Here is a 13,920-nt window from a genome sequence, read left to right as displayed (position 1 = left end):
GGACTGTGATGAAAATTGAAGCAATAGCAGCAAATATTTTAAGTGGTTTGGAACAGTTGGGTGAAGATCCCGCATTATCAGTTGAAGGCTGTGACTGGAGTGGCAGTCAGGTGCTGACTTGGACTGGTTCCGTGGTTGCAAAGCTCAGTGAGCAGCTTGCAGAACAGGGCTCACAGCGAGGCAAAACACTACTCTGGCAAGCTGATAATTCTGGGAATGGGTTGCCTCTGCTGATGAACTTGGTGGCACTAAGGCTGGGTATCGGGTTTGAACTTGTGCCTGAGGCGAACCCAGAGAAGGATTGCTTGACCTTAGAGGTACAAATCCCGAATGCGTTAGAAGGCCATCGAGGTGAGTTTTCGGTATTGCTGGCAGAAAACACCTCCGTGGAGACAAACCTGACCTTACTCGAAGCGCAGCAAGAAGCTTTGGGGCCTATTCAGGGAAAGGTCGCCGTATTTTCTCCGTTCAATGAATTTGCTCGCTTTGGTATTTTCGCAGCATGGAGTTGTGGGCTGCCTGTGCGATTGCAGGACCCCGCTATCAACCCAGCTAAAGCGCTGGTGGCTCTGGAGCGTTCAGGGTTTTCCGGTGCGGTATTGACGTCAACTTTGCTAAAAGGCTTGGTCGCACACCCGGCATTGGCCTTGACCAATCTCAAAAGCCTGCAATGCCTTTTGTACGAAACCGATGTCTTGCTATCACAATCTCTGTTGCGGGATATTCAACGCTTATTGGCAAAAGATATTTCCGGTTGGGTCTGTACCGATAAAGGTATAGAACCTGTTGCAAAGGCCCAGCAAGCTCAGACCCAAAAGCTTGCGACTCTTGTTGAAAGTGTTGCGAAACACCCTGCGGTTGCCAGCTCCGTGACAATTCCCCTTGCTGGAGAGAATCGCTGGGCAGTCTTTGCGCAGCCCAAAATGCGGGCAGAGGCCAGTAACCTTGATATGGCAGGGTTGTTCGAGCGAATTAATACCGAGCTGGATGCGGAATTTGCCCATATTGATTTGGAATATGCGGTAAAGATTACGGAACAACTTAACGCTACTGCTTTGCTATCCATGCTGAATGCTTTCAGCCACCTGGGATTGTTTTGCGATCGACATTCAGTACACAGCTTAGCGGAAATACTTGAACCCCCTCCGGTGGCTCAGCAGCACCGAGCTTTGATCAAGCGCTGGATCAAGGTTTTGCAGGAGCAGCAGTTACTTCGTACTGATGGCGAGTATTGGTCGCCAAAGGTAGATCCAGACAGCTACAGTGATGCTGCCCTGGCTCTGGCATGGACTCAGCTGGAACAGGAATGGCGGATACTGTCTGGAGCCAGTAAAACGATCGATTACGCCCGCGCTAACGCGGAACAATTACCGGATCTGATTCGGGGTAAGGTTCAGGCTGTGCATCTGTTGTTCCCTCGTGGAAGCACGGAGTTAGCGAGTGCGCTTTACCGGGAGGGTATAGCGGCCAGGTACCAGCAGCATTCAGTAAGAGCTTTATTGAAGTCCATCTTAAATAACTGGGAAGGGCAGCAACAGACTCTGAAAATATTGGAAGTTGGCGCTGGCACTGGGTCGACTACCCAGGCTCTACTGCCAGTGTTGGATGGTGTCAGTGGCCATATCAACTTTGAATACCAGTTTACGGATATCTCTGCGGCTTTTCTCGACAGCTTTTTCGCAAAATATGGGGATCAGGAGCGGCGCCCCTGGTTGCACCGTGGATTGTTTGATATTGATCGTTCACCGCGCAGCCAGGGATTTTCCCCCAATAGCTTTGATGTAATTATTGCCGGCGGTGTTTTTAACGCCGCCCGCGACACAGATGCATCATTGCGCAGGGCAGCCGAGTTATTGCGCCCTGGTGGTTGGTTCATTATGACGGAGCCAACCAGTGAGGAGTTTTGGGTAATGGCATCACAGGCGTTTATGTTGGTGGATGCCGTCGATGAGCGCACAGATACCGGTGCAACCTTCCTGTCACTTTCCCAGTGGCACAACGCCATGGATGCCGCCGGCTTACAGCTGGTCATGGATTTGCCTGTCTCCGAACACCCTTTGTCCAGGCAGGGGCACCGCTTCTTTGCCTGTAGAGCCAAGCAACATCAAATGCGACTGTCAGCAGATTGCCTGGCCGAATATCTCGATCACTTTAAGTCAGAAATTTATATCGAAGTTTTGGACAAATTGCCTTTGACTCTTGAGGGGCAGATAGATAAGGACCAATTAGAGAAATGGGCCGTGTCCATGGCTGAAAACCGAGGAGAGTCAAATGGGAATTGATAACCGCAAGCGGGTTGTCGTTGCAGGGACAGGTTTTGGTCGTATTTATCTCGAAGCCCTGACATCTTCCAGATTACCCGGCCGTGAACATTTTGAACTCTCAGGATTATTGGCTCGTGGCAGTGATTATTCCAGGAGCTGTGCCGAGCAATATGGAGTACCGCTCTATACCGAGGCAGAGCAAATTCCCGATGACATCGACATAGTCTGTGTTGTTGTTCGTTCAGGGGCAACGGGGGGGGAGGGTTCTGAATTGGCCCAATCGCTACTCAAGCGGGGCATTCATGTATTGCAGGAGCATCCGGTCCACACCAAGGAAATTACCGCCAACCTGTTAGCTGCAAAGCAGGGAAATTCGGCCTATGCCGTTAACACCCTCTACCCCAATTTGCGCCCCACCAGGCAGTTCCTGGCTGCGGCAGAATACTTGCGTCGGCACCAGCGCCTGGAAATGATCGATGCTATTTGCAACAGCCAGATGGCCTATCCGCTATTGGATGTTATTGGTCGTGCAGTGGGCGGGCTTCGCCCCTGGTCTTTTAGCGAGCCGGTGCAACCAGAGGGCCATCCTTTTCAAAGTCTGTCGGCTACCTTTGGTGGTGTGCCCATGACTTTGCGTATTCAGAATCAGGTTCATCCACAGGACCCTGATAATCATTCCCTGCTATTACATCGGCTTGCTATAGGTGGCGAGGCTGGGGTTTTGACTTTGACTGATACTCACGGCCCCGTGCTCTGGAATCCCAGGTTGCATTCACCCAGGGACCAAACCGGCCGGCTTATTTTAAAGGGTGAGGGTACAGAGCGGCTGGCCGTTCCCAGCATGGTTACCCTGGGCGATACGGAAATGCGTAGTTACCACGATATTTTTGCCCTCACTTGGCCGGAGGCGGTTATTGAGGCTCTGCACTCCCTTTGTACTGATATCGCACAACCCGAGAAGCGCAAGCAAAGTGGTCAATGGGCATTGAGTGTCTCAATGGCGTGGAGTGATTTAACGGCCCGAATCGGTATGCCGACTTTGATCCAGCCAGGGGAGCCGGAGCCGGTATCAGTTCAGGCACTCGCGGATATTGTCGGCCAGGCTTGCGACTAGAGTTTTAAGAAAACACGAACAGCACAAAAAAAGTGATTACGGAATTTTTACTTATAAAACGGGGTTAGGAGGAGAGATGCAAAATCAATCAGGGTTGATCATCGAAGGGCTCTTTAAGACATATAAAAATGGGGTGAAGGCGTTAAACGGCGTTAACTTGGAAGTTGGCCCCGGCATGTACGGATTACTTGGGCCTAATGGTGCCGGGAAAAGTAGTTTGATGCGTACCTTGGCTACCCTGCAAACCCCGGACAGTGGTCGGATCATGCTGGATGGTGTGGATGTGCTGGCAAAGCCGGACTTTATGCGCAGTAAACTGGGCTATTTGCCGCAACATATCGGCGCCTATCCTGGAATTGCAGCGCGGTCATTGCTGGAGCGTTTTGCCTGGCTCAAAGGCTTCACCGAAACAAGTGCAAGGCGCCATGAAGTGGATAGGCTATTGGAGCAGGTCAATTTGGCCGATGTAGCCGATCGAACCGTATCAACCTATTCCGGCGGTATGCTGCGTCGTTTTGGTATTGCCATTGCACTGATCGGCGAGCCGCGCCTGATCATCGTTGACGAGCCAACCGCTGGCCTGGACCCGGCTGAACGCAATCGCTTTCACTGTGTTTTGGCGGATGTCGCAGCGGATGCCATTGTATTGCTCTCTACTCATATTGTTGAAGATATCGAAAACGTGTGCCAGCGCCTGGCCATATTGGCCTCAGGGCGCATTGTCGTTGAGGGGACAGCCCCGGAAGTGACTGCGCCCCATAAAGACAAGATGTGGCAAGCACTGATTCCCCGTGGCGAATCACTTCCCGCATCCCTGCACAATATTGCCAGACCCGATGGTACCCAGGTAATCGTACACGGGGAAAAACCCGCAGACTCTCGTTTTACTGCCCACACGCCTCGCCTGGAAGATATTTATCATCTGGCTATTGAGCAGGTAAAAGACCAGCGGGAGGCTGCATGAACAAGCTGGCGCTTATTGCCCATGAGGCAAAGCTGGAGATAAGAGCCGGATTTAGCAGCGGCATCGTGGCTTTGGCCTTCTGGGGGCTGGTGATCTACCTGCTTCTGAATTTGGTCAATGCCGACTATATGCAGAAAATGGGGGCCACAGATATTCCCCGGAACTCACCGTCACTCATTTACCTGATGGGTGCGGGATGTATGTTCTTTCAGTTTTTTGCCTGGGCCTGGGTATTTTCACAACCGATTCTGCGCGATCGCAAAGCCAGTTTGCACGAAGTCATTTACACAACACCGAATTCCCTGAGCGTAATGCTTTGGGGGCGGTTTCTTGGCGCTGCGGTAATAGGAGCCATTTTAAGTGCATCTGCGCTGGTAGGGTTTTTGGTCTCGCCGGTATTGGTGTGGATGGGCTTGCTTCCCGAAACAGCGATTGGCCCAGCGCCCTGGAAAGCCCTTGGATTTGCATGGATCTGGTTACAGATTCCCGCGAGCATCGGTATTGGCGCTCTGTATTTTGTCGCTACGTTGCGAACTCGCAGCCTGGCCGGTCCTTTTGGACTCGCAGCGGCTTTAATGATGTTGTGGATGTTTGCTGTGATCGTTCTTCGGGGTGGCAATATTAATCCGCAGCTGGCTGCGGTAATGGACCCCTCGCTATTTACTTTCGTTTATACGGAGGTTACTTCCTGGACACCTCTGCAAAAATCAACCTCGCTATTGCCGTTTACTTTGGGTTCGGTACTGAATCGAATTCTATGGTGTCTTGTTCCTTTGCTTGCCTTGGCGGCTTGCCTGAAATACTTGCGAAGGGAAACACTGGTACTGGAAGGGGCTGCCAAGCCTGCCCGGGCGAAGGCCGCTAAAAAGGCAGCCACTCGCAAGGTTAAAGATTTCTCTCCATCTAAGCCCGATACCGCATCGGTTGGCCGCTCCCTGCGTCAACTCATGCTGGAAGCCCGCTGGAGATTATTTCACGTATGGAGTAGTCGCGCTTGGTGGGTCGGTGTTGCGGTCCTGGTAATAATGGGGGTGGCTAGCTCGTTTACCCAGATCATCTGGCACGCTGAAGGGCCTATGGCACCGCGCTTGGAAATGCTATTGCCGCTTCTCAAGGATGTTATTTTCCTGGTTATTGCTTTTGTAATCGCCGCATTGACTGGCTTGGTGTGCCGCAGGGATCAGGTGCCTGGGTTTGACGACATGCTGTCTGCAACCCCCGCGCCCGACTACACACGATTATTTGGCGTTGCCCTTACCGTATTCGCCATGACGGTGCTGTTGGCCCTGTTGCCGGGTCTATCGGGCATTATTGCTGTGCTTCTCACCTCTCCGGCATCTGTCGATATCGTACAGGCGTTCACTTATCAATTGCTGATAGTGACAGCTCCTTTATTGGAGTTGTCGATGATGGTGCTTTTGGTGCATGCACTGTTCCGCCATGCGGGCTTTGCCTATTCCATGTCAATGTTTGTGACCTTTATTCTGGTCCTCAATCATGAGCTGGAGCTGGTGCATTACCCGCCCTATGAAGTGGGTATCACCGCTCATATTCAACTGTCAGCACTCAGTGGTTGGGAACCCTGGATCGGTTATATATTGGCCTTGGATGGATTTAAAGTTGCGCTTGCCATATTGATGATCGGCCTGTCTGCTCTTTTGATTCCCCGTGGACTGGATAGCCGCATGTCTCAGGGTTTTGCCCTGATACGTTCACGTCTTATGGCCCCTCAGGGCGCCCTGGTGGCTTGTTCCGCTTTATTTCTTCTCGGTCTCGGTTCTGTATTGGGAGATAGGCTGGTAGTGCAGGGCGGGTATCAATCACCAGAGCAACTCAAACAAGAAGATGCCCTCTGGGAATCTTATTGGCTGCCGAAAGCGAGTGGGTTTGAGGTGTCCGGTGGTGAATTGAATATCAATATCAACCCGGATAACCAAACAGTAGAAGGTGAGTGGTTATTGCATAAAGTTCATGTCGAAGGGCAGGGCTTGCAGTTTGAATTACCCCACGGATTTGTATTGGTTAAGGCCTTAGTGGGCGGGCGTGAAGTCACACCGGATCAGCGTTACGACCATATGTCGCTGCCAATATCAGGCTGCTCTGAACAGGGTTGTAACATCAAACTGTTGTGGCAAATGACGGCGCCGGGGTGGTCCGCAGAGGGAGAGCCCTCAGGGCTAACTGCCAGTGGAGTCTGGTTACAAGCGAGCGATATTGTTCCGCGTATCGGTGTTGACCCCGAGCGTATCTTGCGTGTGTCAGCGGAACGTGAAGCGCTGGGCTTGAACCCTGAGTTCAGCCTGCCGGCTTCACAACTGGCCACAACCCTTGAGGGCGCGGCCCCATCGGGGGACTGGCGCTGGCAGATCCAAATCCAACGGGATGATAAAAATGTCTTTAGTGAGCAGGGGAGCACTCATGGCCCCTTGGATTTCTCCATTCAATGGGCACCCAATACGAAACTAGCGGTATTCGATGGGTTTGATGTTTCCCATGATTCCGATCGCTCAAATATGGTTTCTGCCATTGCTAAAGACGTTGGGCAGATGCAGGCCTGCGTGAGCCAGCGGCTGGGTACTGATATCGAAATTAAACGGATTGCCCAATGGCCAAGAGGACTTGGAGAGACACGGGCCAGCGGTAATTTGCTGCAATTGTCCGAGGGGCCTCATTGGGATATTGCCGATGAAGGTACAGGGCGTTGGCTGCGGCGGGTCGATATCGCCCGAGCTTTGGCCCGCCAGCATTTACTGGAAAGTTCGGACATACGACGTATTGCCGGCTCCGCGTGGCTCAGCGATGGAGTTTCCGGAGCGATTGGCCTGCTTTGTGTAGCGGAAATCGATGGCATCGAAGTGCTTGATGATGTGCTGGTTCGATACTCCGATAAGACGACCAGAGACTTGGCTGGCAGTGAGGTACCCGTTGAGCGCTTGAGCACCGCACCGATTTCCGGTTGGACTCGCTACTATGCGCCGGTGGCCGCACTGGACTGGACGCTTCTGCAATCTCCTGAGTCCCTGTCCGCGTTACTCGATGACATCAAGCAGCAGAAGAATATTGAAAATGTACTGAGCGCTTATGTCGGTGAGACACGGACGCAAAATATGCTCGGGGCTCCTCTTTCATCAGCTCTAACGGTCGAGTACCTGGAGTCCGGTCAAATACGCCTGGACGGACAGCGTTGGCGCTGGGAGAAGGGTGGATGGCAGCCGGTCGCACAAACGGCCAGCTACCGTTTGCTAGCCGATATCAATGAGTTGGATTCCGAGGTCATCAATGGAAAAACGCTGATTGAGCGTCTGCCCTCGGAGAAAGTTCTAGCGCTGGATATCTGGCCTTCCTATCAGCGGGACCCTGCACAGAATTTACTGGCTGAGAGTTCTGAAGTATCGAATATCAATTAATAGCCTAAGTAATAGAAAGGAAATTCAATTTATGCTCAGCTTAAACCTTGATAAGAAAGTACTTGCGAAACAAATTTCGCTAATATCGGCAAGTCTGCTATACGCTTCCGGAGCCTACTCTGCGGCGGAAGGAGCGGAAAAGGAGAGTTCTTCCGAAACAGAAATGGAAGTCGTTGAAGTTACTGCCCGGCTTACAAAAGAGAAAGCCAAGGATGTTCCCTTTAGCTTGAGTGTTGTTAGCGAAGAGGATTTGAAAAACCGATTGCTGCTCAATTTTGAAGAAGCATTGCGCAGTGCACCTGGAGTAGATGTTTATTCTTCCAGTGGTGCGGTGGATGCAAATATCCGTATTCGCGGGGTTGGTTCACTGACTCAGGTAAATAAGGATGATGGCTCCGTTGTAGTGAACCTTGATGGCGTATCTATGCCTGCGGGAAATGTGTCCCTTGGGACCCTTGATATCGAAAGACTGGAAATATTAAAGGGGCCTCAAGGGACCTTATTCGGGCGCAACAGTGAAGCTGGCGCTATTAATATTACCACTAACAAGCCAACCGAAGAGTTTGAAGCTTACGGACGTGTAGAGCTCGGAGAGGATAACCAGAGTTTATATCAAACTGTGATCAGCGGCCCATTCTCTGAATCACTCCGTGGCCGAGTAGCCATCCGACATATCAGTGAGGACCATTGGGTTGAGAATACGACTAACGGCGATCCAATGACTGAACCCAAAGACCTGGCTTTCAGAGGTAGTCTGGAATGGGATTTGGGTGCGAAAACATCAGCCTTATTTATTGCTGAGAAGCAACAACAGGAAGGCTTTCTGAACCTTCAGTTATTACAACCTTTCGGTGATGACCCTGGCAGTGAACACACACCAGGCGCTTTTGACGATAATGAAAAAACCGTTGAGCGATTTTCCACTGAAATCAATCACCAATGGGCTAATACTCAACTGACTTCTATCACTGCATTGGTCAACACGGATTTTAGTTACCTAACCGGTTTTGACCAAGAGACTGCCCAAGCAGTGTTCAATTTTCCAATGGAGTATCTTCGTGGCGATAGCCAGGACGAGCAGACTATCAGCCAGGATCTACGCTTGTCCTCATTGCCTGAGGCAACTACATTCTGGGTGATTGGACTCAATCTACAAGAAGGTGAAAGAAGTTTTGACTCAATTGATTTGGTGTCCTTCGCCAATCAATACCGGGATTACGATACTGATAGCCAAGCTATTTACGGTGAGACTACATTACCTGTAACTGATTCCCTGAAATTTACAGCTGGACTACGTTACACCCAAGAGAGTAAGAAGTACGCCGGTGAGTATTCCAGCTACGGTACGGATGGCAATCTCTACGTTTCTCAAGATCAAAGAGATCTGGACGATAGTTATACAACTGGCCGCTTGGCTCTTGGTTATTCGCTGTCCAATTCCACAAATATCTATGCAGTTGCCGCACGAGGCTATAAATCCGGTGGGTTCAATGACTTTGCTTTGCAGTCTGCCGATAGCGTTGCTTACAAGCCCGCAACTGTCGACACCTTCGAGCTAGGCATTAAAAATGAGTCAGACAGTCTGAATATCAGTGGTGCTGTATTCTTTAGCTCAGTGGAAGATGATCATTTGTTAGGCTTTGATTTTGCTTCCTATTCCTCTGCTGCAGTAAATGCAGATACGGAGACATTTGGTGCAGAGCTTGAGGCCGATTGGTTTATAACCGAGCAGTTTAGTATTGCCGGTGGTTTGAGCTTCCTGGATACGGAAATTACAAAAGATGTGTATGGTGTTTCCGGCGGTGACGTTTTGGCCGGTAATGAAGTGCCTGACGTACCCAGCTGGAGTGCTAGCCTGGCATTGAATTACTACCAGCCTCTGCCAGACTTTATGGGGTTAAGCGCACCGGCTCTCAATACTAACTTGACTGTACGCCATGTAGATGAGCGCCCGGCAGATGCACAAAACCACTTTAACCTGGATGCTTACAGCAAGGTGGATCTTCGTGTAGCACTGCAAACGGACTCTATGGAGCTTTATCTGTTTGCTGACAATCTGCTTGATGAGCAGTATCAGTTATATGGCTACACCAATGCGATATTTGCCCCTGATGCCAGAATAGGGGCGCCGGCAAAAGGACGTCGTGCGGGAGTTGGAGTTCTATACCGTCTGTAATGAGATTTCGACAGTTTAGTTAACGACTGTTTTATCTATCTTGATGGTGAGTGGATCAATCTCTGTAGAGATTGATCCACTAAATAGCTCAGAGGCTCCTTAGCTTGCTGGGTTGATTGTACTCCCATGCAATAGAGTCGGGTCCAAATTTTCTCTCAGTCCACTAACCTCTATACCCGTAACTTTGGTTGTAGGCCCGGGTTTGATATTAAATGTGGAATCTTTATCGATTAAACGTTGTACAGTTTTCCAGTCCTGTTCACTGACTTCCATGTGCACTTTACTCAGGCCAGTAGCACCATTTTTATGGTTTGTTTCTTGAGGGTACTGAGGTGGGTTATATGGACTTACAATAAATGGCAGTCGCTCAGAGCGAGGATAAACAAAGCGGAAGCTGGTTTTTTGTCCGTTTGGCTTGGTTCGTTGCCAGGGAATCACTCGCCCGGTTTGAACACCCTCACGCTTCATCGCTGAAAGATCATTATCAAAATCGTCACTGACTAAGGCAACATCACAAAAACCTTCCCCTTCTTGCGACCAACGTATCATCCTACGTCCTGCGCCCCGGCCGGCAAAGAGATCAATAATCCATTTGAAGTATTGAGCATTGGATGGTGATGTCAATAACTCAATAATAGCCCCTTCACTAAACCAAATATGGGCGTGCTGGGCGTTCTTTTCTTTTGTGGCGTAATCCACAGAAAAACCGAGCTGACGAAAATCTTGTACAGCTTGATGAATATCCTCCACCCAGAGTAAAACGTGGCTACAGCGTGTTCTCATAAGAGTGCCTTTTGTCTAAAATAGTGTTGTTTGTTTGGTTTTTATTTTTTTGGCGGCAGTTGTTAGTTAATCATTTCTTGTGGTTGATTTAACCATACCAGAAATTACGATAAGGGTGATTTAACTTTTGCCGAAATTTTAATAATTATGAAAGTAATATAATCTACTTGGTGATTCTTTCAGAAATTGTATGGGCCGCTAAACAGTGTAGGGATCAACGGCCCGTACTGCGAATCGGGTATCTATTTCTAAAAAACACAAAAGATTGGTGTGACTTGGATCGGGCAGAAATTATTCTGAAACCTCAGGTTTCATCCCCACGCAATATTTGGCGGGAACCTCATCTAAGCTAAATGCCTTCATCAGTTTTCTGCTTGCTCCCACATAGGACTCTGCCGTTGCACCTGACCAGTAACCCGTATCACAACTCAGGGAAACACAATCGCCTCCAAAAGTTACAAAAGACTTATCCCGTACAATCTTGCATGTGCATATGGCTTTAAGTGGATTCATCGGGTCGACAATGCAGGGTTGATCCAGGCAATCAGTCCACGGTTTACCTTCGGGGCAGGAAAGTACAGGCTTGGTGGAAGCCTGCGCGAAAGAAAATGTCGATAAGGCTTTTTTGACGTCGTTTGAGTCAGTCTCAGGAGTCCGGTTTTTACATTCAGAAAACCCGAAGTTCAACCCCTTATTAACGTCACATCTGCAAATTGCATTTGAATCTGGATTACTGGGATCTGGAATGCATGGGGCAGATGTGCATAGAACATACTCATTATTACAAATGATGCCCTCACTATTCTTGATTGAGTTATGACTATTCTCTTCTGCTGCCGTTTTAGCTCCCATAAAAGCAAGGGAAATCAAAATTATTGTGAATAGAAGTGACAGTTTCATCATGAGCAGCTCTTTAATACGTTAATCGCCAAAATAGAATGTAAGCTGATATTTCTCAGATGAAGACGATTGAAGTGTCGTTTTTTCGATTGGACTTGACTTCATCCCCCTCGATATCTCATGGACTATAAGCCCGTTTACGGTGCCTCTGTTCTATTCGACAAGGGATCTTTGGAGTTAAAAGATACACTGGGGCCGCCGTGGGAGTATGGTTGGGAGGCTGAAGGTTTTAGCGGTAAAATTTGGGATCGAACCCTGGCTCCATCCTTGGGGCCACAAAAGAAGTGGGTAGCGGCTAGGTCAATGACATATAGATAAAATTCAAGTTAGCTTGCGGTGGTTTTGGCCAATTTCAATAATCCAGCTTTCAGAGACACCGGAGGCTTCAGCGAACTGCTCCCAATTTGCTACCGCACTTGCGACCTGATCAATTATCTCCATTGGACGCTTAATGCTGATGGATTCCCCTAATGTTATTAAGTCATCTAAATTGTAGTGATCACGCTTTCCGTTAATACTCATCTGGTGTTGACTTGTCCAAGCTCCGCCAGGATTGTGGGCATAAGTCAGGTCAAAGGCTGGTGAAAGAGACCATTCTCCGGCTGGGTCCATAAGAAATGCAATATTCTTTGTATGATCATCTTGATTCCTGGCCAATACGTTGAAGACCATACGGCGATATTGCTGAACGGCTTCATTTTTAGACAGATATAGTTCACGTATTATGCTGAATACTTGCTCATAGGAGTGTGCGCCTGCCATGTTGAAATCTAAGTGCGCAATACCACATAGAGACTGCATATGAAGCTTTTGCCCGTTTACCCGATCAAAGCGCCGCGTCATAAAATGCGCTCGGCCATTTTCCTCCAGTAGCCCGCACTCCGCCATATTGATACCCGCTTCGCGAGCCATATGATAATAGGCGTATTCAACCCGCCCATAGCCATCGCTTGCCCTGAGTTCAAGATCTCCCGCGCCGTCAAATTTTAAAAGCCAGTAGTCATAGCCTTTAGGGGCGGGGACCTGACCAGAGCGAATATCCCCCTTATCATTCATGGCAATAACTGCTTTTGCTCGAGCGCCTCCGGCACTGGTGCCAACGCGCAAAATGTCCAGCAAGGAGCCTGATTTTTCAGTATCACTATGTCCAAATTGCGTATTGAGATCCGTCTGCCTATTGGTAATTGCGGCAGCTAGATTGACTAATTCTTCAACGTTCAGGTCGACAGAGTCTTTGAAGGTGCCGTCCACCGCTGGTTGAAATTCAAGCGCGCCCATGCCGCGAGTACCGGTGTAACAGAGTCGCTCAATAGGGTTGAAGCTGTCTGGAGTTCGCCCTTGGCGTGCGAGCCAGGCATCAATCACCGCATTGCCGAATTTGTCAGGCAGGCAATCGGCGAGGAGTCCCGGTAATCCTTTAAATGTTTCCCGACCGAGGCCGCGAAATGTATATGGCTCTTGTGAAGTTTCAATTGGCATGGTTATCGGAGCAATATCCAGCCCCCGACGCAAGAACTCCGGTGCATACTCGAATGAACCATAACCACTGTCACCCCAGTGGACAGCGCCTACCAACTCGCCCCACAAGTGAACTGTTGCGGCATTTGTCTGGCTTACCATTCTGGCTTGCTCCTTTTCTTATTGTTGTTCACGGGCAGAGTATCGCGCTGATTCTGTGAGCTACGGCTGGCTCTCTGCCGTTGCTTGCCTTGAGTAGCAATTTGCATCGGACTTACTGCCGGTTCAGGTAAAAAGTTATCCAATGAATCAAGTTGGCGAAGTACCCTTAGTGCAGCAACAAGGCTATCAAGCCTGCCACGACCAGCCTCCAGCCCTTTAATGGTGGAGGTGGATAGGCCTGCACGCTCAGCCATGTCATCCTGAGTAAGGTTCATTCGTAAGCGGTACTTTTTGAGGCGATTGCCCAGCTTCCCAAGTATTTGCTTATCTGATTGACCGTAAAAGCCCATAATAGTTGCCTTTCCACCCTTTAATTGGGCTTTGTTAAGTTAATGGGTGCTTTTTGATCTATTATAGCCTGCATAGGTCAAAAGTGTTAATAGGTGGGAGTATAGCCATTAAGGCTAATTTTAATCGTTTACAGGTGCTTTTTCGGCTGTTATATGTATTAATTCTAATTTCTATAGAGGCTCGCCTTTACCGGAAACCCAACTTCTGCTGGAGATAAGAGAAACACCTGTTCTACATAAGATTTGATGCCATAGGCGGGCGACTACTTTCCTCGGGGATGATTAGGCTCCACTGCTGCTATTAGATTTCTTGCCGTTGCCAAATGGGAACAACTAAGAGGT

9 protein-coding genes are annotated in these 13,920 nt (G+C 49.4%); 5 read left to right on the top strand and 4 right to left on the bottom strand.

The annotated features are described in order from the left end of the window. The first annotated feature begins 8 nt into the window (after positions 1-8). From ACJJIE_RS06150 to ACJJIE_RS06130, 5 genes are all read left to right on the top strand, one after another. Entirely contained in the window at positions 9-2,282 is a 2,274-nt protein-coding gene (locus tag ACJJIE_RS06150) for a class I SAM-dependent methyltransferase (RefSeq protein ID WP_444893942.1), read from the top strand. Continuing rightward, positions 2,272-3,378, top strand: coding sequence for a Gfo/Idh/MocA family oxidoreductase (locus ACJJIE_RS06145; RefSeq protein ID WP_444893941.1), 1,107 nt, complete (start codon positions 2,272-2,274; stop codon positions 3,376-3,378). The genes ACJJIE_RS06150 and ACJJIE_RS06145 overlap by 11 nt, the downstream gene beginning before the upstream one ends. Positions 3,379-3,454: 76 nt before the next feature. Beyond that, positions 3,455-4,342, top strand: a complete 888-nt coding sequence (locus ACJJIE_RS06140; RefSeq protein WP_444893940.1) for an ABC transporter ATP-binding protein — start codon at positions 3,455-3,457, stop codon at positions 4,340-4,342. Further along, entirely contained in the window at positions 4,339-7,749 is a 3,411-nt protein-coding gene (locus tag ACJJIE_RS06135; protein WP_444893939.1) for an ABC transporter permease, read from the top strand. The genes ACJJIE_RS06140 and ACJJIE_RS06135 overlap by 4 nt, the downstream gene beginning before the upstream one ends. A gap of 31 nt (positions 7,750-7,780) precedes the next feature. Next, positions 7,781-9,925: a TonB-dependent receptor gene (locus tag ACJJIE_RS06130; protein ID WP_444893938.1), complete on the top strand. Its 2,145-nt coding sequence runs from the start codon at positions 7,781-7,783 to the stop codon at positions 9,923-9,925. 99 nt (positions 9,926-10,024) lie between these two features. On the opposite strand, the gene ACJJIE_RS06125 is transcribed toward ACJJIE_RS06130, so the two are convergent. The 4 genes from ACJJIE_RS06125 to ACJJIE_RS06110 form a co-directional block, all read right to left on the bottom strand. Then, a complete protein-coding gene (locus ACJJIE_RS06125) occupies positions 10,025-10,708 on the bottom strand; it encodes a VOC family protein (RefSeq protein ID WP_444893937.1) in 684 nt (227 codons plus the stop codon). A 291-nt stretch (positions 10,709-10,999) separates the two neighbouring features. Continuing rightward, positions 11,000-11,611: a hypothetical protein gene (locus tag ACJJIE_RS06120; RefSeq protein ID WP_444893936.1), complete on the bottom strand. Its 612-nt coding sequence runs from the start codon at positions 11,609-11,611 to the stop codon at positions 11,000-11,002. Positions 11,612-11,929: 318 nt separating this feature from the next. Then, positions 11,930-13,228, bottom strand: coding sequence for a type II toxin-antitoxin system HipA family toxin (locus ACJJIE_RS06115; protein WP_444893935.1), 1,299 nt, complete (start codon positions 13,226-13,228; stop codon positions 11,930-11,932). Beyond that, entirely contained in the window at positions 13,222-13,578 is a 357-nt protein-coding gene (locus ACJJIE_RS06110) for a helix-turn-helix transcriptional regulator (RefSeq protein ID WP_444893934.1), read from the bottom strand. The genes ACJJIE_RS06115 and ACJJIE_RS06110 overlap by 7 nt, the downstream gene beginning before the upstream one ends. Positions 13,579-13,920: the final 342 nt, after the last annotated feature.

The sequence above is a fragment of the Microbulbifer maximicatervae (SeqCode) genome, assembly GCF_052467325.1.
Note: the sequence above shows the minus strand (reverse complement) of the source record. Positions and strands in the feature narration are given on the sequence as shown.